Genomic DNA, 23,018 nt, shown 5'->3' on the forward strand with positions numbered 1-23,018 from the left:
ATTAACGATCCTCACTTTTTTCAGTTAATAGATGGGCCCGCTTTAAAACATGGACCAAATTTTTCCTTGTTTCCGCCATTTCAAGTCCATCCGCTGCTGGCCGAGCAATTACTAAAAAGTCAACATCTTGCTTTAGTTGCGGCTTCACTTCTAACAGTGTCTGCCGGATACGTCGCTTCACCCAGTTTCTGTGAACCGCATTACCAATCTTCTTACCAACTGAAATCCCGACCCGAAAATGTTTTTGGCCTGGCTTAGCCATTTGATAAATCACAAATTTGTGGTTGGCAACGGAATTGTGAGTTTCAAACACACGTTGAAACTCACTTTCTTTTTTGACGCGATATGATTTTCTCATAATGTATATTCCCCAGCCTAAACTCAATAGATAAAAAGAGGGCTGGACAATGACAACTTCAACGAAAAGATTGCTCATCAAGCTGACTGCCCTGCCCTCAACAATTAAAAAAGCCACTAAATAATAGTGGCCGTGTTGGTTATGCAGATAATACTTTTCTGCCCTTTTGACGCCGACGTGCTAATACCTTACGGCCGTTACTGGTGCTCATACGCTTACGGAAGCCATGGACACGTGCACGGTGACGCTTCTTTGGTTGAAACGTGCGCTTCATACGATTGCACCTCCTATTCAAGATGAATGGTTTGGTTTCTATAGTCTAAAAAGACGATCTCTTCAAACATACTTTGATAGTCTACCATACTTTTCCCTAATAATAAACGGAAAATTTCATCAAAAAATTTTTTACTTATCCACAAAATCACCAAAATAATCCACAGCGTTGTGTAAACTGCTCCCTTGTGGATAAGTTATCAACGCGTATTTAACAGCATTGTTCCACAATCCCCATCCTGTGATTAAAGTTATCCACAGGCATGTTAATAACTGTTCATAACTCGTTTTAGCTGCGTCATATCAGCATTCAGTTATCCACAGATGCGGTTAATAAGTGTTTATTCCACCTAACTTTCCACACAATCAACAGTTAGCTTCTCTAATAACACACAGCGTTGTGTAAAATTTTTCCTTTTATCCACCATCCTGTGGAAAACTTTTTTTTGAAATGATAAAATACCGTTTGGAATTCATATTAGGAGGAATTATTTTGACTGAGCTCGATTCTCTATGGGAAGCGATCCAAAATTCATTTCGTCAAAGGAAAAGTCAAGTTACCTTTGAAACTTTGATTGCTCCGGCAAAACCAATTTCTCTCTCTCATAACAATTTACAAATCGAAGTTCCTACTAAGGTTCACCGTGATTACTGGGAGAAGAACCTTTCTAGCGAATTGATTCAAGCCGCTGAAGACGCTGGTTTTTCAGGGATTGAACCGCACTTCATTCTTGAGGGAGAATTTGACCCTTATACCCAAGGGCAAAGTGGCGATCAAACCAATTTTGAAATGGATACTCCCTTAAACCCGCACTACAACTTCAATACCTTCGTTGTTGGTGAAGGTAATAAAATGGCGCACGCGGCGGCTTTCGCCGTGGCGGAAAGTCCTGGCCAACTATATAACCCGCTCTTCATTTATGGGGGCGTTGGCCTCGGCAAGACTCACTTAATGGAATCTATTGGTAATCACATGTTGGAATTGAACCCCTCTTCTAAAGTCAAGTACGTGACTAGTGAAGAGTTTACCAACGATTTCATTCATTCTATTCAAAACAACTCCACAGAAAAATTTCGTGAAGAATACCGTACCCTGGACTTATTGTTAATTGATGATATTCAGTTCCTTGCTAACAAGGAAGGAACCCAGATGGAATTCTTCAATACATTCAACGCCTTACATGACAATAAGAAGCAGATCGTGATGACTTCCGATCGAATTCCAAACGAAATTCCTGAATTGCAAGACCGGCTCGTATCCCGGTTCCGATGGGGATTAACGGTTGAAATTACCCCACCTGATTTGGAAACGCGGATCGCTATTTTACGTAGTAAGGTTGAAGAAGATCATATCAATATTGGTAATGACACCCTCAACTATATTGCCGGTCAAATCGATACCAACATTCGTGAACTTGAAGGCGCTCTTACCAAAGTGCAAGCTTATTCTAACCTTAGTCATGAACCGATCACGCCTCACCTTGCCTCACAAGCACTCAAGGGCCTGCAGCGGTCCAAGAAAACCGTGGTCACCGTTTCTGCAATTCAAAAGAGCGTAGCGGATTACTATGACATCACACAAGCAGATATCGTTGGTAAGAAGCGGGTTAAGCAGATCGTTGTGCCTCGTCAAATTGCGATGTACCTTTCCCGTGAGTTAACAGATTACTCTCTCCCTAAGATTGGAAAAGAGTTTGGCGGTAAGGATCATACAACTGTTCTTCACGCAATCGATAAGATTGAAGAGGAAATGAAGTCTAATAATGACCTGAACGAACAAATCAACACCTTGAAGGCCAAGTTACGTTCCTGATAATTGCCTGTGGATAACCAAGACAGTTATTCCCAGGATTATCCACAAGTTATCAACAGGTGGATAACTTGATCTGACTATCGTAATTAGACTTATCCACAGTATTAACAATCCCTACTAAGACTACTAAACTTTAAAGTATTAAAATAAATATATATATATAACCACCACAGCAAAGAGGTCTGAATATGAAATTTACAATTAACCGTTCCGCATTCATTAGTCAATTAAATAATGTCTTACGTGCAATTTCATCAAAAACAACTATTCCAATTTTGACAGGACTAAAAATGGTTGTTGATCAAAACCAAATTGTTCTTACTGGAAGTAATTCAGATATTACAATTGAATCTGTTCTTTCTGCTAGTGATGACAGTTATGGTTTACAGGTTGATGAACCAGGATCAATTGTTTTACCAGCACGATTCTTCAGTGAAATTGTTAAGAAGCTTCCTGATAAGCAAGTAACAATTGAAGTTACAACTGGCTTTCAAGCTGAAATTACTTCTGGAACGGCAAAGTTCCAAATTAACGGTCAAGATGCTGAAAACTTCCCTCACCTTCCAGAAGTAGAAACTGATAAGACCGTTACGTTAGCAAATGACATGTTAAAAGAAGTCATTCGGCAAACAGTTATTGCCGTTTCTAAACAAGAAAGTCGGCCAATTCTAGCCGGTGTCCACGTTACGTTGCATGATGGATTGCTAACTGCTGTTGCCACTGATAGCCACCGGTTAGCACAACGCAAAGTTCAATTAGATGGTGTTGATGGCGTTGATTATGACGTTATCATCCCCGGAAAGAGCATGGATGAACTGTCTGGAATGATTTCCGACGTCAAAGATGATGTTCAAATGCAAGTTACCGAAAACCAAGTCCTCTTCATTTTTGGTAACACCCATTTCTACTCCCGTCTCTTGGAAGGTAATTACCCAGAAACCAGTCAATTGATTCCAGATACTGCCGACACCACGATTGAATTGGACGCGGGGAGCTTTCTTCAATCAATTGAACGTGCCTCCCTGCTTTCACATGAAAGTCGTAACGATGTGGTTAAACTGACAATCAAACCAGAAGATAATCTCGTCCGGATTAGCGGCGACTCTCCTGACATTGGGATGGTTGAAGAAGAAGTAACGACAAGTGCTGTTGACGGTAATGATTTGGAGATTTCCTTCAATCCAAACTATATGAAGGATGCGTTGCGGTCATTTGGTCAGTCAACGATCAAGATTTCATTTACCTCCCCATTGCGGCCATTTACCCTGGTACCAACGGAGGACACAGAAAACTTTGTCCACCTGATTACGCCAGTACGGACATTCTAAACAAACTAATACTAGTGAGACTCACAAGATTAATTTTGAACTTGTGGGTCTCTTTTTTGATTTTGATAAATTTTGAATTGATGAATGGTGTTAAATCAATTGTGAGCAAAAATGAGCACTCACGAGGCAAAATAGATAAAAAAGACCAAATGAATCCAAAATGCCTCCCAAAGGCTCTAATCGCGTTTAACGCTTAAAACTGTGGTATAATTAACCTCAGTAAAGTAGGTGATAGTGTGGAAACAAAGACGGTAACAATCGACCGACCATTTATAACTCTTGGCCAGTTACTGAAGGAAGAGGGAATCATTCCCACCGGAGGAGCTGCCAAGTGGTTTTTAAAAGATCATGAGGTCAGAATTAATGACGAACTTGAAGACCGGCGGGGAAAGAAGCTTTATCCTGACGATGTTGTCATTATTCCAGAACACGAGCCGATCATGATTAAGAGCAAGGACTAATTATGATCCTCTCGGAATTGCACTTACGTCATTTTCGCAATTACGATGATTTAACTGTTCACTTTGCCCCCGGGGTCAACGTACTGATTGGCCATAATGCCCAGGGGAAGACTAATATGCTAGAAGCTATTTATGCGTTATCGCTGACGAAAAGCCACCGGACTAATAACGACCGTGACCTAATTAATTGGCAGCACCAATCTGCCATGATTAGTGGGGTGGTTGAAAAACAGACCGGACGCGTTCCTCTTGAGCTGCAGTTCACAACAAAGGGGAAGAAAGCAAAGGTTAACCACCTAGAGCAAGCGCGGCTGTCGTCTTATGTGGGTCAGCTTAACGCAATTTTATTTGCGCCCGAGGACTTGTCACTAGTGAAGGGGGCTCCGGCACTGCGTCGTCACTTTATGGATACTGAATTCAGTCAGATGAGTAGTAAGTACCTCTATGATGCTAGTCAGTATCGGACACTCCTCCGGCAGCGGAATAAGTACCTTAAGCAATTGAAATATGGTCAACAGCACGACCGGGTACTACTGAGTGTCCTTTCTGACCAGCTGGCTGCTTATGGTGCAGAAGTGATTGTCGCCCGTTACCATTTTCTTCACCAATTGGAGAAGTGGGCGGCTAACCTGCACGAACAAATTTCGTTGCAGGCAGAACAGTTGAAACTAAAATACATCACCCAGGTTAATGTTGGTGATGACACAAGCGTTGACCAGGTCTATCATCAGTTACTTAAGATTTACCAAGACCATCAGGAACGTGAAGTGGACCAGGGAACGACATCTTATGGTCCACAACGTGACGATATTCATTTTGTGGTCAATGGTAAAAATGTTCAGGCATTTGGTTCACAAGGCCAGCAACGGACGACGGCCTTGTCGGTTAAACTAGCGGAAATTGACCTGATGAAAGAACAGACGGGTGAATACCCATTACTATTGCTGGATGACGTTCTATCAGAATTGGATACGATCCGTCAGACCCACCTATTAACTGCTATTCAAGATAAGGTACAAACCTTCTTGACGACAACGAGTCTCTCTGATGTTGCCCGGCAGTTAATTCACCAACCAACAATTTTTGAAATTAAAAATGGAAACTTGATCAAGGAGGAAGCATAGTGAGCGACGAGCAAAAAGAAACAAAAGCTGAGTTAGCGAGCGAATACGATGCCAGCCAGATTCAGGTCTTAAAGGGACTTGATGCTGTCCGGAAGCGTCCGGGGATGTATATCGGTTCGACATCAGCACAGGGTTTACATCACTTAGTTTGGGAAATCGTTGATAACGGGATTGATGAAGCCTTAGCAGGTTTCTGTGATGAAATCAACGTGACGGTTGAACCCGATAATAGTATTACCGTTACCGATAATGGACGGGGAATTCCAGTTGACACCCAAAAAGAAACTGGTAAGCCGGCTCTGGAAACGGTCTTTACCGTTCTCCACGCTGGTGGTAAGTTCGGCGGTGGCGGATACAAAGTTTCTGGTGGCTTGCACGGTGTTGGTGCTTCTGTTGTTAACGCCTTGTCAACCGAATTGGACGTCAAAGTTGCCCGTCAAGGAAAGCGCTACTACATGGACTTTGATCATGGTCACGTCAAGACCTCGATGAAGGTAATTGATGAAAATCTGCCAGAAGATGTTCATGGGACAACCGTTCACTTTAAGCCGGATCCAGAAATTTTCCGTGAAACGACGACTTACAATATCAATACCTTAACTAATCGTTTGCGGGAATTGGCCTTCCTGAACAAGGGCCTTAAGATCACGATCGAAGACAAGCGGGATGAAAACCCTGAGCGCCAAGAATTCCACTATGAAGGTGGAATTCGTCACTATGTCGACTTCCTGAATGAAGGCAAGGAAACATTATTTGAACCACCGATTTACGTTGAAGGTAAGGAAAACGGTATTACGGTTGAAGTTTCCATGCAGTACACCAACTCATACCGGAGTGAATTGTTAACTTTCACTAATAACATTCACACGTATGAAGGCGGGACTCACGAAACAGGGTTCAAGATGGCCTTAACCCGGGTTATCAATGACTATGGTCACAAGGCCGGTGTTTTAAAGAACAATGAAACGTTATCTGGGGACGATGTCCGTGAAGGGTTAACAGCGGTTGTTTCTATCAAGCACCCTGATCCCCAATTTGAAGGCCAGACGAAGACTAAACTGGGTAACTCTGATGCCCGGACGGCTACTGACCATGTCTTCGCGGCAACCTTTAACCGTTTCTTGATGGAACACCCTGATGAGGCGCGGCAAATTATTGAAAAGGGTCAATTAGCCTCTAAGGCTCGGGTTGCTGCTAAACGGGCCCGGGAAGTTACGCGGAAGAAGAGTGGCCTGGAAATTAGTAACTTGCCAGGTAAGTTAGCTGATAATACCAGTAAAGATCCAAACATCTCAGAATTGTTCATCGTCGAAGGGGACTCAGCCGGTGGTTCTGCTAAGCAAGGACGTTCACGGTTGACCCAAGCAATTCTCCCAATTCGGGGTAAGATTTTGAACGTTGAAAAGGCTACGCTGGACCGGGTATTGGCGAACGATGAAATTCGGTCCTTATTTACGGCTCTAGGAACCGGCTTTGGTGATGATTTTGATATTACCAAGGCTAACTACCACAAACTGATTATCATGACCGATGCCGATGTCGATGGGGCACACATTCGGACCCTGTTGCTGACACTCTTCTACCGGTTCATGAAGCCAATGATTACTCATGGATATGTTTACATTGCCCAGCCACCTCTGTACCAAGTTCGGCAGGGTAAGTTCGTTAAGTACATTGAGTCTGATGAAGAATTAGATCGGGTTGTGAACTCCCTGCAGCCAAGTCCTAAACCTGTTATCCAACGGTATAAGGGTCTTGGTGAAATGGATGCTGAACAGTTATGGGAAACAACAATGGATCCTGAAAAACGCCACTTATTGCGGGTTAACCTGGATGATGCTGCAGAAGCCGATAAGATTTTCCCAATGTTGATGGGGAATAAGGTAACGCCACGGCGGCAATTTATTGAGGATAATGCTAAGTTTGTGGAGAATTTGGATTTGTAGTGTGCGAGCCGGATCCAAAGCTTGCGGAAGGCTAACATTCTCTCCTGACGAAGGCGCTATGCGTCTAGGAAGGAGAGGGTTAGCACTAGCAAGCTTCCGGCGAGCATAGCTTGGCAATATAAAATTAGAACTTTAAACTTACATAGTCATAACGTGCGTCACTCGAGTTTCCTATAGCTAACGACCTCCTCCTCCGACGACAAGTCGCCGTTCGTTGGAGAAATCGTTAGCTTACCGGAAACTCTTTGGAGTGACGCACTCAAACACAAAGGAGGAACAACGACGTGGCTGATAATGATATGCCAAATCGAATTACCGACGTCAATCTGACAAGCCAAATGAAAAATTCATTCTTGGACTATGCCATGAGTGTTATTGTTTCACGTGCGCTTCCTGACGTTCGGGATGGCCTAAAACCAGTTCAGCGGCGGATTCTTTATGGGATGAACGAATTAGGGGTTACTCCTGATAAGCCATATAAGAAATCTGCCCGTATTGTTGGGGATGTTATGGGGAAGTTCCACCCTCATGGTGACTCATCAATTTACGAAGGGCTTGTGCGGATGGCTCAAGACTTCTCATACCGGTATATGCTGGTTGATGGTCACGGTAACTTTGGTTCTGTTGATGGTGATAGTGCTGCCGCTATGCGGTACACCGAAGCACGGATGAGCAAAATTGCCGTGGAAATGCTTCGTGATATCAACAAAGATACCGTTGATTTTCAAGATAACTATGATGGGACCGAAAAGGAACCAACTGTTTTGCCAGCTCGTTTCCCTAATCTTTTGGTAAACGGGGCTTCAGGAATTGCGGTTGGGATGGCAACTAACATTCCAACTCACAACCTGGGTGAAGTTATCTCTGCTCTCCATGTGTTGATGAAGAACCCCGACGCTACAACGGAAGACTTGATGAAGGTCTTACCAGGCCCTGACTTCCCAACAGGTGGGGTTGTAATGGGCAAATCTGGTATTCGGAAAGCATATGAAACTGGTCGAGGAACCATCATTGTGCGGGCCAAGGTTGATATTGAGGAAAAGAAGAACGGTAAGCAACAAATTATCGTTCACGAAATTCCATACATGGTCAACAAGGCCAAGTTAATTGAACGAATTGCTGAATTAGCGCGGAACAAGGAAATTGAAGGAATCATCGACGTTAACGATGAAACTGACCGTGATGGGATGCGGATTGTGATTGATGTGCGGCGTGATGCTAGTGCAGAAGTCATTTTGAACAACCTGTACAAGATGACGCTGATGCAGACCACCTTCAACTTCAATATGCTGGCGATCGTTAATGGCGCTCCTAAGATTCTAAGCTTGAAAGAAATTCTTCAGTATTACCTGGAACACCAAGAGAATGTTGTTCGACGGCGGACAGAATTCGATCTGAAGAAAGCCCAAAAGCGGGCTCATATTGTTGAAGGTCTGCGGATTGCCCTTGACCACATTGATGAAATTATTAATATCATCCGAAATTCACAAACCAGTGAAGTCGCTAAGAAGCAATTGATGGATAACTATGGTTTGTCTGACCGGCAAGCACAAGCAATCCTTGATATGCGGCTAGTTCGGTTAACCGGTTTGGAACGGGAAAAGATCGAAGCCGAATATAAGAAGCTGACCGAAGCAATTGCTGATTATAAGGACATCTTGGCCCACCAAGAACGGATTCAAGAGATTATTTATAACGAATTGCTTGAAATCCAAAAGAAGTTTGGTGATAAGCGGCGGACAGAACTTCAAGTTGGTGATATTACTAACATTGAAGATGAAGATCTGATCGAAGAAGAAGACATTATTGTTACTTTGACCCATAACGGCTACATTAAGCGGCTGCCAGTTGACGAATTTAAGTCTCAGCACCGTGGGGGTCGTGGTGTTAAGGGGATGGGTGTTCACAAAGATGACTTTATTGAGCACCTGATTTCCAGTGATACGCATGACTTGATGCTCTTCTTCACCAATTCCGGGAAGGTTTACTCGATGAAGGGATATGAGATTCCTGAATATGGTCGTTCAGCGCAAGGAATTCCAATTATTAACCTCTTAGGAATTGATAGCAATGAAAAGATCAATGCCGTTATTAACGTTTCTCATAAGGCCGATAACGATGATAAGTACCTGTTCTTCGTTACTAAACAGGGAACTGTCAAGCGGACGCCAGTCAGTGAATTCCAAAATATCCGGAGCAATGGTCTGAAGGCAATTAACCTTCACGATAATGATGAATTAATCCATGTGGCAATTATCAAGGATCACCAAAACATGATCATTGGGACTCATAATGGGTATGCTTTGAGCTTCGATTCATCACTTGTGCGGTCAATGGGCCGGGCTGCTGCCGGTGTTCGAGGAATTCGTCTTCGTGATAATGACTACGTAATCGGTGCGGCACCACTGAACGACGACAGTAATGTGCTGGTCATCAGTGAGTTAGGCTACGGTAAGCAAACCCCTGCTAGTGAATACCCAATCAAGGGTCGTGGCGGAATGGGTGTTAAGACCGTCAATGTGACTAAGAAGAATGGTCCACTGGCTGGGTTAACAACCGTCCAAGGTGATGAAGATATTATGCTGGTTACTGACAAGGGTGTCATTATTCGTTTCGGCATTGAAAGTGTTTCGCAAACTGGTCGTTCGGCCCTTGGTGTTCATTTAATTAAGATGGACAAGGGAACAACAGTGGCAACGATTGCTAAGGTCGCCAAAGAAGACGACTCTGATGATTCAACTGAATCAGAAAAAGATGCGGATCAAGCAACTAGTGAACAACCAGCTGATACTGAATCAAAAAACTAAATAATTAGTGCAAAATCCTGAATTTTACGTCTATATAAGTTAGACCGCAAATTCAGGATTTCTTGTTATCTGTTCCTTGTTTTTACCAAAGGTCTGTGGTATATTTTATCTCTGTGAGTATACGTACAGACGTCTACTCTCCTTGTTCTTCTCAAAAGAGAGAAGAGCCAGAGTCCATAAGGAGGTGTAACATTCATGGAAACACGTAAATATGAAATTACTTACATCATTCGTCCTGACATCGAAGAATCAGCAAAGAGCGAACTGGTTGACCGGTTCGACAAGGTTCTGACGGACAATGGTGCAACTATCGCTGATTCCAAGGATTGGTCAACTCGTCGGTTTGCTTACCCAATTGACAAGTACACTGAAGGTACTTATCACGTGGTAAACTTGACTACCGATTCTGACGAAGCCTTAAACGAATTCGATCGTTTGGCTAAGTTCAGCGACGATATCCTGCGTCACATGATCGTTAAGCGCTAAGCTTAATCAATCGTCAACAAAAAGAGAGGAGATACATCTATGCTTAATCGTGCAGTCTTAACTGGACGCTTAACTAGAGATCCTGAGTTGCGGTACACAACCAGCGGTACGGCTGTTGTTTCATTCACTTTAGCCGTTGATCGTCAATTCCGGAACCAAAATGGTGACCGGGACGCTGATTTTATCAATTGCGTCATTTGGCGGAAATCTGCTGAAAACTTCAGTAACTTTACGCATAAGGGTTCTCTTGTTGGAATTGAAGGCCGGATCCAAACCCGGAATTACGAAAACCAACAAGGTAATCGGGTATACGTTACTGAAGTTGTTGTTGATAACTTTGCGTTGCTTGAACCTCGTCAAGGTGGTAATAACCAAGGCGGCCAACAATATGGTGGCAACCAACAATCATTTGGTGGTCAGGGTCAGCAACCACAGTTCAACAATCAGCCACAATCAGGAAATAATGCTCCTCAGGCTAATTCGTCTGCTAATCAAGGCGGCTTTGGTGGTAACAATAACAACCAAGGGCAAGCCAATAATAATCCATTCCCACCTGATAGTGGGGATGACGGAGGTCAATCTATTGACCTTTCCGATGACGAATTACCATTCTAAAAATTTAAGCCAGATAGGAGGGTAATTTCATGGCACAACAACGTCGTGGCGGCCGTCGTCGTCGTAAGATCGACTTCATCGCCGCAAACCACATTGACTACATCGATTACAAAGACACTGATTTATTACGTCGGTTTATTTCTGAACGAGGTAAGATTTTACCACGTCGGGTTACTGGTACTAGCGCCAAGAACCAACGTAAGTTAACTATCGCTATCAAGCGTGCACGGATTATGGGTCTTCTGCCATTCGTTGCTGAAGATTAATCTGTTAAAGGCACTGCAACCTAGTTTGTTGCAGTGCCTTTTGTTATGCTTTAATTTATGCTTTCAAAAAGAGCGGCAGTGATCGATCCATGGCAAATTTGGTAGTAGTTTATGATATGATAGTACTTGATTAACTACGGGAGTAGGCAACGAAGAATGGACGATTTTGTCCAGCCAACTATTTACGTGGGGAGAATAATAGTTTGCACTGCCTAATGATTTAGAAAATTACACAGCGGGGGATTATCGTTAGTCTCCGGGAGGATTAAGGATGCATAAGATTTTCAGTCGAGAATATTGGCAAGACTTAGTTAAACATCCAGCTGTGCGCTGGAACCTTTGTTATTTACTAATATTAACAGTGATTAGCTTAGTTTTAGCTTTCAACCTTAATTTAATAGTGGGAATCCTTGTATTGGTATTAGCAATCATTGGTGGATTGTTGAGCGCTCACCGGTTACGCGCACTCGTTATTGATGCTCACGAGTACCTAGTCGATTTGACTTATCAAGTACAGCAGGGGCAACAAGAGGCCCTATTGGAAATGCCACTGGGTATGATCATGCTCAACCAACGGAATGAGGTTGAATGGATTAACCCGTTCATGGCCCGCTACTTCAATCTTGAAATTATTGTTGGTAAGAAACTGGGCGATGTTGACCAGGACCTGGCCGACTTGGTGGACGAACACATTAATGATACAAAGCCAACGGTGGTTAATTGGCACGATCGCCAATTTGAGTTTCTGGTCCAGAAGTACCACCATGCCATCTATTTGATGGATGTGACTGAGTATGAGCGAATGAGTCAACGTTACCAGCAACAACAAATTTTCCTGGGAAATATTTACTTAGATAACTATGTTGAATTGACTCAGGGGATGAGTGATAGCGATGTCTCCAACCTGCATAATTACGTTACTTCCGAGATTAGTGAGTGGGCTGCCAATAACCACTTGCTGATGAAGATTATTGATGATGATAATTACCTGATTATTGGTCATCAGGAATCACTTAACGAACTAGAGAAGAAGAAGTTTAAGATCTTGGATACAATCCGAGAAAGCACTTCGAAGCAAAATTCCCCGGTTACTTTAAGTGTGGGGATTGCTTATGGTGAGAGTGATTTGATTAAACTGGCAGACATGGCACAAAACAATCTTGACCTGGCCCTGGGCCGTGGTGGAGACCAAGTTGTTGTCCGATCGACGAACTCAGCTACTCGTTTCTACGGTGGTAAAACCAATCCAATGGAAAAGCGGACCCGTGTTCGTGCACGGATGATCAGTCAGGCCCTTCAAGAATTAATGGTTCAAGCAGATCAGCTATTTGTGATGGGGCATGATAAACCGGATATGGATTCACTAGGTGCCTGTCTAGGTATTCGGCGGATTGCTGAAATGAATGATAAGGAGTGCTGGATTGTTGTTGATAATGAACAAACCCATTCCGATATTCAGCGATTGATGCACCAAATTGACAATTATCAAACAATCAAGGATCATATTATCTCGCCTGCAGAGGCGCTTGAGAAGGCAACAGACAGTAGTTTGCTGGTAATGGTTGATCACTCTAAGAAGAGTATTACCATCGCTCCTGAGCTTTATGATCGCCTTCAGAACCGACTGGTTATCATTGACCACCATCGGCGGAGTGAAGAGTTCCCTGAAAATCCGCTTTTGGTTTACATTGAGCCATACGCTTCTTCAACTTGTGAGCTGATTACGGAAATGTTTGAATATCAGCCGCGTGAGGGAGCTGGACTGAATAAACTCGAAGCCACAGCGATGTTAACGGGAATTCAGATTGATACCAAATCATTTACGAAGAGTGCAGGGACCCGGACCTTTGATGCCGCTAGTTACTTGCGTTCTGCTGGAGCTGATGGGATGATGATTCAGTCCTTTATGAAGGAAAATCCACACAGCTTTATGCAGCGGAACCACTTGATTTCTCGTGCCAAAATTGAAAACGCAATTGCCATTGTGGCCGGTGAAGAAGATCAGACTTACGATTCTGTTACGGCCGCTCAGGCAGCTGATATGCTGCTTCAGGTTAGTGGGGTCGATGCCTCATTCGTTATCACTAAGCGAGCTGATGGGATGACTTGCATTTCTGCACGATCAATGGGTGACTTCAATGTTCAATTGATTATGGAACAAATGGGTGGCGGTGGTCACCTTGCAAATGCGGCCACTCAGATTGAGGGACAGACGATTCAAGAAGTTCAGGATTCTCTGATTGACCTATTGAAGAAAACAGAGGAAGATAGTAGTAAAGATAAAAGTGAGGAGTGACTAGGATGAAAGTTATTTTTATTCAAGATGTTCGTGGTCGCGGTAAGCGCGGTCAAGTTAAGGAAGTTCCCGATGGTTACGCCCAAAACTTCCTTATTAAGCGTGGATTGGCTAAGCAAGCAACCAAGGCCGCAATGAGTCAATTAAAAGGTCAACAACGGGCCGAAGAAAAGCATGCTGCTGAGGAATTAGCAGAAGCCAAGAAGCTGAAGGGCATCTTGGAAGATGACAAGACAGTTGTTGAATTAAGTGGTAAAGCGGGCACTGATGGCCGGATGTTTGGCTCGATTTCAACGAAACAAATTGCCACGGCATTAAAAAAGCAGTATGATGTTAAGATCGATAAACGGAAGATTGAATTAGCAGCACCAATTAAGGCTTTAGGTTACGTGAATGTTCCAATTAAATTACATCCACAAGTAACGGCTGAAATTCGGGTTCATATTGCAGAAAAGTAATTAACGATTCAGTTGAAGGAGCGGTATCGTTATGGATAATGCACCAGTGCAGGAAGAGCCACGCGATCTGGATGCAGAAAAGGCGGTCTTAGGGGCAGCCTTTTTGAGTAAGAACGCATTGGCTGATGCAATGGAGTACTTACAACCGCATGATTTTTATCGGAAAGCTCATCAAATCATTTTTCAGAAAATGATTGACCTAAATGATGAGGACCAACCGATTGATCCTCTGACGATGAAGAGTGCTCTTGATAAGGACAATCAAACAGAAAACATCGGTGGGGTTGCCTACATTGCCGAACTGGCCTCCGCGGTACCAACAGCTGCGAATGTTGTTTACTATTCGAAGATCGTTCACGATAAGGCTATTCGTCGGCGACTGATTAATACAGCTACAAAGATCATCAATAAGAGTTATGCGGATGATGATAGTATCAGTGACCTTCTCGACAGTTCTGAGCAGCAGATTATGTCTGTATCCCAGGATAATGTCCAAAACGGTTTTCAGAACATTAAGGACGTCCTGGAGCAATCACTGAGTCATGTTAACCAGCTATCCCAAAATGATAGTGAAGTGACGGGACTATCGACTGGTTATGCACAGCTGGACGAAATGACCACTGGTTTGCATAAGGATGAATTGGTAATTATTGCGGCCCGGCCAGCTGTTGGGAAAACCGCATTTGCCCTGAATATTGCTCAAAACGTGGCGACTAGTTCTGACACGACAGTGGCTATTTTCAGTTTGGAAATGGGCGCCGAATCACTGGTTAACCGGATGATTTGTGCAGAAGGCAATATCAACGCTAACCACCTGCGGACTGGACAATTAACTCAGGATGAGTGGAATAGTCTGTTTGTCGCGACTGGTTCGCTTTCCAAGGCTAACATTTACATTGATGATACGGCCGGAATCAAAGTGGCCGAAATTCGTGCTCGTTGTCGGCGGTTAGCAAAAGAAAAGGGTAATTTAGGATTAATCGTTATCGATTACTTGCAGCTTATTGAAGGAACTAACCCTGATAACCGGCAACAAGAAGTTTCTGAAATTTCGCGGCAACTAAAGAAACTTGCTAAGGAACTGGAAGTACCAGTCATTGCCTTATCACAGCTCTCACGGGGAGTTGAACAGCGGCAAGACAAACGGCCAGTTCTATCTGATATTCGTGAATCTGGTTCAATTGAACAGGATGCGGATATTGTATCGTTCCTTTATCGTGATGATTATTATGAACACGATGAGGATGACGACCAGGAGGATAATAACCAACAACAAGACGATGATGGCTCAAACGTTAGTGAAGTTGAAGTCATCATTGAAAAGAACCGTAGCGGTCCACGGGGGACAGTAAAGCTGCTATTTGCTAAGTCCTATAACAAGTTTGCTTCGGTTTCTTATATTCCAGAAGATAATAATTAATGGCATGAGGGCATCTTACGAGAGATCGAGCGAGAGGCCCTTTTGTATGTTTTTTAGGTTTTAGTAAATGAGGAGGCGGAAAGATGAATCGTCAAGGAATTCAATTGCGGTGGTTGCTGCTCGGCATGTTTTTAGGGAGCATAGGTAATAGTTTTGTATGGCCATTAACGACTATTTATATGCATCAACAGTTACATGAATCATTAACGGTTTCGGGGATTGTCCTCTTGCTGTATTCTGGGGCCAACGTGATTGGGTCCTATATTGCCGGTTTACTCTTCGATAAGAAGGATCCCCGTCGCCTCATGCTTGGCGGCACAGTAACAGCAACTATTGTGATGGGATTATTAATTGCCTTCAACGGGTGGCCAGTTTACGGTATCCTGCTGACCGTTATTGGGTTCTTGAATGGCTGGATCATTACCATGGTGAACTCATACGGCACGCAATCTGGTCGCGATGGACGGTATGTCTTCAATATGCTATACTTTGCGAATAACTTGGGGATGGTGATTGGAACAACGATTGTTGGCCCACTTTACCAGTATGCTCATGGCAATATCTCACCAATGTTCTCCATCACAACTGTCTTGTATATCCTTTTTAGCACCGTTGTTTTTATTTTCTTTAAGAGTGATGATAATGGTAGTGAACAAATTTCTAATCGTGGTCACCAGGTGGATACTAAGGCGAAAATTAAGTTACCATTAAGTAACCTGATGATCTCGTGGGCATTCTTCGTTAGTCTCGCGGTCATCTGGACAATGTATGAGCAGTGGTCCAGTAACCTATCTGTCTTTATGACTGATCAAGGTATCTCCATGACGAAATATAGTCTCCTCTGGACGCTTAACGGAGTATTGATCGTAATTATTCAGTTGATTATTACCTGGATCAATCGCTACCATTCAAACTTATATCGCCAAGTCTTCTTGGGGATCTTTACCGTTGCCTTATCATTTGTGATTTTACTATTTGCCAAGTCATATCTATGGTATGTCCTTGCGATGGTCGTTTTGACGATCGGTGAAGCAACGGCATTTCCAACAATGCCGGCGATTGTTAATGAGCTATCGCCAGTCGAAGTAAAAGGAAAATATCAAGGGATACTGAATGCTTTTTCGTCGATTGGGAAAGCAATCGGGCCCCTTTTCGGTGGGATTGTAATTGAACTAGCCAGTTACCGGATTTTGTTTGTGGTTTGTGCCTTTTCTGTAATGGTTGTCCTGATTGCAGTATTTATCATTGTAAAGTTCAATCAGTCAAAGACAATCCGGTATTAATAAATGAAAAACGGTCAAGTAACGTGTTAGCCGTCACTTGACCGTTTTACTATATTCCCTTGGAAATAAAAAAGCAGGTCATCAATGACCTGCTAAAGATATGATGGGCAGTCAGGGGATCGAACCCTGGACCCACGGATTAAGAGTCCGTTGCTCTGCCAGCTGAGCTAACTGCCCATATCTTGACAACAGATACTATCTTAGCAAGCTTTAGTGATCTTTGCAAGGGTTAATTTAAATAATAATGATAAATTCTGGGACAAGAATTAATTGAATATTCGGCTGATCCCCGGTAGAGTAGATGTTAGCAATATTAGTGATAAAGGGATGAGAACATGAAAGGCGCAGTCTTAAGTTTAAACCATATTATTTTGAATACTGATGAACTTCAATTTCAAGCATGGCGTGAACTAGCCATGTATGAGTTTGGAATGGGGCTTCCGGGGAAGATGGCGCAAAGCCTAGCAGGACTGAGCAGGCAGCAGGCACTACAAGTCGTATTACAACACTTCAAGCAAACGGATGCTGATGAAGAGGCTCTGCTAAAAGAACAATATGAGATGTATGGAAAGGCAATTGATGGGATTACCGATGACCAATTATTGCCGAATGCTAAACGCTTGATCATCAACTTCTATGATCATTATGTGGACCTAGCCGTTAATGATACCGACGGCTATGCTCATGATATTCTAGAAAAGGTTAACCTCGATGATTACTTTAACGTTGTCGTTGATGACAACCACACTGATAACCTATATTTAAAGGCATGTGAAGAATTATCAATTGAACCTGCAGACTGTATTGGAATTGGTACCAGTCAACATGAGATTCAATTGATGAAGGATGCCAATATCTTATCAGTTGGTGTTGGTGACAGTAAACAAATTAGTTCTGCTGATTATCAGGTAACCCAAGTAGGAGATCTCCGGTACGCAATGTTACGTAAGTTATGGGAAGATCGTCAAGAATAATTACAAAGGCTGAAGAGTAAGCTTTAAGAACTTATTCTTCAGTCTTTGTAGTTTATCGGTATTCTTCGATACAGAAACTCTTCTGATGGCACTCAGGACACTTGAGTTTACGTGTATTTGGAGTATGAGCAGCCCAAAACCATTGTTTGAAATGCGGCACAAATATAGACTGACAATGGGGACAAAGGTAACGGGCGTGATGATAGTAAGCCCAGGTGATTTCTAAGCAAAGCAGTAGTGAAATAACTAAGCCAACAATAAACCAGCTAATGGAAACGCCTTGCCAAACCACAACCGCAAGACTACCCCATAATAACAAGTCAACAACGGCTCCCCTGATCAGCATTTTAGAGCGGAAACGATGTAACTTGTGGCTTTGTTGGAGATTAAAGTTCAAGTTTTGATCCCAATGTTGGGGTAAAACACCAAAATGATCTAAGTGCTTTTCCATAAAAGAAAGGTTTTCGATTTGTAGTTGAGATTGCTGTAAGATTTGCCGAGTTACTTGTTGCTGCTTTTTAATCAAGGCTTGTAAGACGGGGATATTATCCTGACTATCCAGCAGTTCTTTGATGTCTTTAATGGAAAAGCCAAGTTGGCGGTAAGTAATTATTTGTTGTAAGCGGAGTAAATCTGCTTGCTGATATTGGCGGTGATTATGAGCCGTTCTAGTTGCATGAAGAAGTCCTTGCCGATCGTAATATTGAACTGTGCGAACAGAGACATGACATTGCTTAGCTAGCTGACCGCTTGAATACATACAAAACACCTCTTTTGTATTTTTAATTGTACAAAATGACGCCGCGTAATTTGCAAGGAAAATATGAAAAAGAGACTGAAGAATTAACTTCAATCTCTTGAAAAACTAAATTAGGCTAATGTATATCAAGCGATGAAACGATCACTGCTTTGTCGCCATTTTTCAACTGAACTCTTATTTTTGAGATAAAAAAAGAGATTGAGGAATAAATCTCAATCTCTGTAAACCTCTGATGGGCAGTCAGGGGATCGAACCCTGGACCCACGGATTAAGAGTCCGTTGCTCTGCCAGCTGAGCTAACTGCCCATTTGTTCAATCAGAACATTATTAATTTATCATTTGTCATGAGTGATGTCAATAATAAATTTCAAAAAACCGGCAAATTAGCCCGTTGACGATGGTGTGCTATAATATATGGCAGTATATTGAGTAATAAGTAATTAGTCAATGATACCCGTTTGGAGGGGAATATTTGTTATGGCTAAGAAAATTTTAGTTGTTGATGATGAAAAACCAATTTCTGATATCATCAAGTTTAATTTAAAAAAAGAAGGCTACGATGTAGTTGTAGCTTTTGATGGAGAAGAAGCTCTTGAAAAAGTTGAATCGGAAAAACCCGATTTAATTATTCTTGACCTCATGTTGCCAAAAATTGATGGCTTAGAAGTTGCTAAGCGGGTTCGTGCTAAGCATACGACACCAATCATTATGGTAACCGCTAAGGACTCCGAACTCGATAAGGTCCTCGGACTGGAACTGGGGGCTGATGATTACGTAACTAAGCCATTCTCTAACCGGGAATTAGTTGCTCGGGTTAAGGCTAACTTACGGCGGCAAGCAGCTACAGCAGCACCAGCTGAAGAAGAACATAATACGGATATTCAAGTTGGTGACTTAACAATTCACCCCGAAGCATATACCGTTACTAAACGGGGTGAAAACATCAATTTGACTCATCGTGAGTTTGAACTACTCCACTACTTAGCTGAGCATATTGGCCAAGTTATTAATCGTGAACATCTCTTACAAACTGTTTGGGGTTACGATTATTTTGGTGATGTGCGGACTGTCGATGTGACTGTTCGGCGGTTACGGGAGAAAATTGAGGATAATCCTAGTCATCCACAATGGCTGGTCACTCGTCGTGGAGTCGGTTACTACCTAGCAAATCCTGATCAAAATTAGAGGCACCACGGTTGTGAATAGTAAGTTAAAATTCTATCAATCGATTCAGTTTAAAATCGCCCTCGTTTTCGCGTTAATGCTCATGTTAACGTTGGAATGCGTTGGGGCGGTTTTTGTGCGTCAATTGGAACATCAAAACTTGAATACTTTTAAGCAAACCATTGAATTGCCATCATACGTCGACAATTCTTTGAGTGAGCAATTGGTTCGTTCTAACCACAAAAAAGCGAATAAAGAAATCAAGCAAATCTTGGCCGAAGTCAATAACAATAACATTTCGGAGATTCGGGTTGTCGATAGTCAAGGTGTTGTCCGTGGAACCAGTAGTTACAGCAATCGGGATATTATTGGTCAAAAGACGACCGACCAGACACTAAAACAGACGCTGGTCAACAACCGATCGCACACGGAGAATATCTATGACCGCTCTAACCATACGCGGTACTACGTAAATATGATTCCATTAGTCGATAACAATAACAATAACGTTGTTGGGGCAGTTTACCTGCGGGCTAGTTTGGAAGATGTCTACACAAACATTAATAACATTACGTTGATTTACCTGTCGGCGGCGCTAATTACAATTGTGATTGGGCTGCTATTGGCAGTTATTATTTCCCGGGAAATTACGCGGCCAATTGAAGAAGTCCGGAAGCAAACGTTACGAATAGCTCGTGGAGACTTCTCAGGACAAGTACGAGTCTTGGGTAATGATGAACTAGGGCAATTGGCAGGCGCTATCAATAACTTATCTGTACGGGTTGAAGAAGCTCAGGAATCAAGTGAATCTGAACGACGGCGGTTGGATAGTGTCCTTTCCCACATGTCGGATGGGGTGTTAGCCACTGATCGGCGCGGAAATGTCACAATTGTTAATAATATGGCACTGCAACTGCTAGGAGTCGATCATGAAGACGAATTGATTGGTAAGTCCATTATTGACGTCTTAGACATCCGGCATGATTACACGGTTCGTCAATTGATTGATTCTGACCAGAAAGAAATTTTGCTGGATATGTCCAACACGGGAAGCAACATGATTTTGAACGCATACTTCTCCCCAATTCAGCGAGAATCTGGCTTTATCAATGGTTTAGTATGTGTCCTTCACGACGTTACGAGTCAGCAAAAAGAGGAACGCGAACGGAAACAATTTGTTTCCAACGTTTCTCACGAACTACGGACACCATTAACAAGTGTTAAGAGTTATGTTGAAGCCTTAAGCGATGGGGCTTGGCAAGATAAAGAAATTGCGCCGCAGTTCCTGAAAGTTGTCCAGGATGAAACGGAACGCATGATCCGGATGATTAATGACCTGTTAAGTCTGTCACGGATGGATGCTGGAACGACTAAGTTAAACTTGGAATACGTTAATATTAACGAGCTTTTCAATTACATCTTGGATCGCTTCGACATGATCATTAAAAAAGAAGAAGATCCCAAGAGTAAGAAGTACACTATTGAGCGATTCTTTACTAAAAAAGATCTGTGGGTAGAAATTGATACCGATAAATTTACCCAAGTCGTTGATAACATTATGAATAACGCGATTAAGTATTCGCCTGATGGTGGGGTAATTACCGCGCGGCTATTAGAAACCCATAATCACGTGATTTTGAGTATTTCTGACCAAGGGTTAGGGATTCCACGGAAAGACCTGGGACACATCTTTGATCGGTTCTTCCGAGTGGATAAAGCTCGTAGTCGGAAACAAGGTGGTACCGGCTTAGGATTAGCTATTTCGAAGGAAGTTGTCAACATGCTCGGCGGCCAAATTTGGGTCGACAGTGTTGAAGGCAAAGGTTCCACCTTCTACATTTCATTACCTTATGTTCCATACGAAGAGGGAGATGAATGGGATGACCAAAAGGATAAAGATTAAATGGCTCGATATAGCATTAGCGACCGTCGTGATCATTAGTCTGATCTTATCAGGAATTATTTGGACAAATCCCTTTCAGTATGACCACCCTCGTGACACTAGTAGTGGAAATCAAAATACTAGTGCTCAATCGATTGGCGACTTGTACTTGCCAACACAAGTTGTTAAAAATAGCAGTGGTCAAGACCAAAATCTTCTCTATAGTTCACGAGTTAATCTGGTTCGACAAGCCCAACGGCAGATCAAGCATTGGCAGTTGGGATGGAGTGTCCTTGTTAAGAATAATAACAGCGATGTTTATTTAAGCTACCTGCGCCAGCCAGATTCTCTCATGTTGTCATATTCTGACCCGGTACCCGCCACGATTTTTAATGAGACTTTTGCCCAGACAATTGACACTAGTCGGATTAAGCAGGTGGATCATATCTTGATCCACCTTAATCATCCACGGAGTATTTACTTACTGTGCGATCAAGGTTACCGGGTTTACCGGGTACGGATTGGTCGTGGCAATACCGATAAATACCTTAAGCCGTTTATCGGTAACACACATTCAATTGACAAAGTAGCTGTTGAACACAAGATTATCAATGGAAAAACACTACTGCTTTATCCGCATTCATTCTCATTGCCAGTATTTGGCTACCAGGTCACGGCGCAGAATGCTGACACCTTAAGTCAAAACTTGATATCAAGCAATAAGCGGTCCACTGTTAATACTAACCATAATGGTCATATAACAACGTATCGTGATGGTGATGATAAGCGGGTCTTTTATGACCACTGGAATGGAGAAATTCATTACCGTAATTTCTTGAGTAAACAAGATGTCCCGGCAAGCAGTGAGCTGTATAGCTATTTCTACCGGCTAATTGCGCGGACAGGCATTCCGTTAAATAATTTACGCTATGATGGGATTAGTCAGCACCAACGGATGATTAGCTACCGAAGCTATGTTGAGGGCTTCCCGATTTACAACCATGATAGTTATGGTGCAATCAAGGTTAAGGCAGCTAATGATGGTAAGCTGCAGTTATGGATGAGCCTTTACAATATCCAAGTTCCACTGCCAATCGACCGCCAGGCAGAAAAAATACCGTCCACAACAACGGTCTTTAATGAATTACGGGAAAATAATAAACTTAAGGATATTTCTGATATTAGGGTCGGTTACCTCTGGCGCAGCGACTCAACGAGTAAGGTTGTCCGGTTAACACCAACCTACTTTGTTAAGTACAATGGTAGTTGGATTAATTATCAGAAATTGGAAAAGTAAGGGGGAA

Annotated in this window: 20 protein-coding genes and 2 tRNA genes; 17 read left to right on the forward strand and 5 right to left on the reverse strand. The window is 42.7% G+C overall.

Annotation, left to right across the window (positions count from 1 at the left end; genetic code table 11):
• Position 1: 1 nt before the first annotated feature.
• Together rnpA and rpmH are read right to left on the reverse strand one after the other, a co-directional pair.
• The gene (gene rnpA / locus FD27_RS03975) at positions 2-358 is read right to left on the reverse strand and encodes a ribonuclease P protein component (protein WP_057749865.1); all 357 of its coding nucleotides are present in this window, start codon (positions 356-358) and stop codon (positions 2-4) included.
• Positions 359-497: 139 nt separating this feature from the next.
• Positions 498-632: a 50S ribosomal protein L34 gene (gene rpmH, locus FD27_RS03980; protein ID WP_003665227.1), complete on the reverse strand. Its 135-nt coding sequence runs from the start codon at positions 630-632 to the stop codon at positions 498-500.
• A 492-nt stretch (positions 633-1,124) separates the two neighbouring features.
• On the opposite strand from rpmH, the gene dnaA reads away from it, so the two are divergent.
• The 13 genes from dnaA (at position 1,125) to FD27_RS04045 (ending at position 16,934) form a co-directional block, all read left to right on the forward strand.
• Positions 1,125-2,444: a chromosomal replication initiator protein DnaA gene (gene dnaA / locus FD27_RS03985; protein WP_057749868.1), complete on the forward strand. Its 1,320-nt coding sequence runs from the start codon at positions 1,125-1,127 to the stop codon at positions 2,442-2,444.
• A 188-nt stretch (positions 2,445-2,632) separates the two neighbouring features.
• The gene (gene dnaN / locus FD27_RS03990) at positions 2,633-3,772 is read left to right on the forward strand and encodes a DNA polymerase III subunit beta (protein WP_057749870.1); all 1,140 of its coding nucleotides are present in this window, start codon (positions 2,633-2,635) and stop codon (positions 3,770-3,772) included.
• A gap of 236 nt (positions 3,773-4,008) precedes the next feature.
• Positions 4,009-4,233 (forward strand): S4 domain-containing protein YaaA, encoded by a 225-nt coding sequence (gene yaaA, locus FD27_RS03995; RefSeq protein WP_057749874.1) that lies wholly within the window; start codon positions 4,009-4,011, stop codon positions 4,231-4,233.
• Positions 4,234-4,235: 2 nt separating this feature from the next.
• Entirely contained in the window at positions 4,236-5,357 is a 1,122-nt protein-coding gene (gene recF / locus FD27_RS04000; protein ID WP_057749877.1) for a DNA replication/repair protein RecF, read from the forward strand.
• Positions 5,357-7,303, forward strand: a complete 1,947-nt coding sequence (gene gyrB, locus FD27_RS04005) for a DNA topoisomerase (ATP-hydrolyzing) subunit B (RefSeq protein WP_057749879.1) — start codon at positions 5,357-5,359, stop codon at positions 7,301-7,303. The genes recF and gyrB overlap by 1 nt, the downstream gene beginning before the upstream one ends.
• A 284-nt stretch (positions 7,304-7,587) precedes the next feature.
• Positions 7,588-10,110: a DNA gyrase subunit A gene (gyrA, locus tag FD27_RS04010; protein WP_057749883.1), complete on the forward strand. Its 2,523-nt coding sequence runs from the start codon at positions 7,588-7,590 to the stop codon at positions 10,108-10,110.
• Between the two features lie 195 nt (positions 10,111-10,305).
• The gene (gene rpsF, locus FD27_RS04015; protein WP_057749886.1) at positions 10,306-10,596 is read left to right on the forward strand and encodes a 30S ribosomal protein S6; all 291 of its coding nucleotides are present in this window, start codon (positions 10,306-10,308) and stop codon (positions 10,594-10,596) included.
• Positions 10,597-10,635: 39 nt separating this feature from the next.
• On the forward strand, positions 10,636-11,211 hold the full coding sequence (ssb, locus tag FD27_RS04020; RefSeq protein WP_057749890.1) for a single-stranded DNA-binding protein: 576 nt from the start codon (positions 10,636-10,638) through the stop codon (positions 11,209-11,211).
• A 29-nt stretch (positions 11,212-11,240) separates the two neighbouring features.
• Positions 11,241-11,477 (forward strand): 30S ribosomal protein S18, encoded by a 237-nt coding sequence (gene rpsR / locus FD27_RS04025; protein WP_057749894.1) that lies wholly within the window; start codon positions 11,241-11,243, stop codon positions 11,475-11,477.
• Between the two features lie 271 nt (positions 11,478-11,748).
• The gene (locus FD27_RS04030) at positions 11,749-13,773 is read left to right on the forward strand and encodes a DHH family phosphoesterase (protein ID WP_057749896.1); all 2,025 of its coding nucleotides are present in this window, start codon (positions 11,749-11,751) and stop codon (positions 13,771-13,773) included.
• A gap of 5 nt (positions 13,774-13,778) precedes the next feature.
• Positions 13,779-14,231: a 50S ribosomal protein L9 gene (rplI, locus tag FD27_RS04035; RefSeq protein ID WP_057749898.1), complete on the forward strand. Its 453-nt coding sequence runs from the start codon at positions 13,779-13,781 to the stop codon at positions 14,229-14,231.
• A gap of 31 nt (positions 14,232-14,262) precedes the next feature.
• A complete protein-coding gene (gene dnaB, locus FD27_RS04040; RefSeq protein ID WP_057749901.1) occupies positions 14,263-15,651 on the forward strand; it encodes a replicative DNA helicase in 1,389 nt (462 codons plus the stop codon).
• Positions 15,652-15,734: 83 nt separating this feature from the next.
• Positions 15,735-16,934 carry an MDR family MFS transporter gene (locus FD27_RS04045; RefSeq protein ID WP_057749904.1) on the forward strand — a complete coding sequence of 400 codons (1,200 nt, stop codon included), beginning with the start codon at positions 15,735-15,737 and terminating at the stop codon, positions 16,932-16,934.
• Between the two features lie 104 nt (positions 16,935-17,038).
• Here FD27_RS04045 and FD27_RS04050 read toward each other — a convergent pair.
• Positions 17,039-17,111 (reverse strand) — tRNA-Lys (locus tag FD27_RS04050).
• A 158-nt stretch (positions 17,112-17,269) separates the two neighbouring features.
• On the opposite strand from FD27_RS04050, the gene FD27_RS04055 reads away from it, so the two are divergent.
• Entirely contained in the window at positions 17,270-17,908 is a 639-nt protein-coding gene (locus FD27_RS04055) for an HAD family hydrolase (protein ID WP_057749910.1), read from the forward strand.
• Positions 17,909-17,960: 52 nt separating this feature from the next.
• Here the strand turns inward: FD27_RS04055 and FD27_RS04060 are convergent, their stop codons facing one another.
• Together FD27_RS04060 and FD27_RS04065 are read right to left on the reverse strand one after the other, a co-directional pair.
• Positions 17,961-18,668 (reverse strand): MerR family transcriptional regulator, encoded by a 708-nt coding sequence (locus tag FD27_RS04060; RefSeq protein WP_057749913.1) that lies wholly within the window; start codon positions 18,666-18,668, stop codon positions 17,961-17,963.
• Between the two features lie 233 nt (positions 18,669-18,901).
• Positions 18,902-18,974: transfer RNA gene (locus tag FD27_RS04065), tRNA-Lys, on the reverse strand.
• Between the two features lie 171 nt (positions 18,975-19,145).
• Here FD27_RS04065 and yycF point away from each other — a divergent pair.
• Genes yycF through yycH form a run of 3 tightly spaced genes read left to right on the forward strand, consistent with a single transcriptional unit; the run spans position 19,146 to position 23,011 of the window.
• Positions 19,146-19,853, forward strand: a complete 708-nt coding sequence (gene yycF / locus FD27_RS04070) for a response regulator YycF (RefSeq protein WP_057749916.1) — start codon at positions 19,146-19,148, stop codon at positions 19,851-19,853.
• A gap of 13 nt (positions 19,854-19,866) precedes the next feature.
• Positions 19,867-21,735 carry a cell wall metabolism sensor histidine kinase WalK gene (gene walK / locus FD27_RS04075; RefSeq protein ID WP_057749919.1) on the forward strand — a complete coding sequence of 623 codons (1,869 nt, stop codon included), beginning with the start codon at positions 19,867-19,869 and terminating at the stop codon, positions 21,733-21,735.
• Positions 21,713-23,011, forward strand: coding sequence for a two-component system activity regulator YycH (yycH, locus tag FD27_RS04080; RefSeq protein WP_057749922.1), 1,299 nt, complete (start codon positions 21,713-21,715; stop codon positions 23,009-23,011). Before walK ends, yycH begins: the two co-directional genes overlap by 23 nt.
• Positions 23,012-23,018: the final 7 nt, after the last annotated feature.

The sequence above is a fragment of the Limosilactobacillus frumenti DSM 13145 genome (assembly GCF_001436045.1).
In the GTDB taxonomy this organism is placed as follows: domain Bacteria; phylum Bacillota; class Bacilli; order Lactobacillales; family Lactobacillaceae; genus Limosilactobacillus; species Limosilactobacillus frumenti.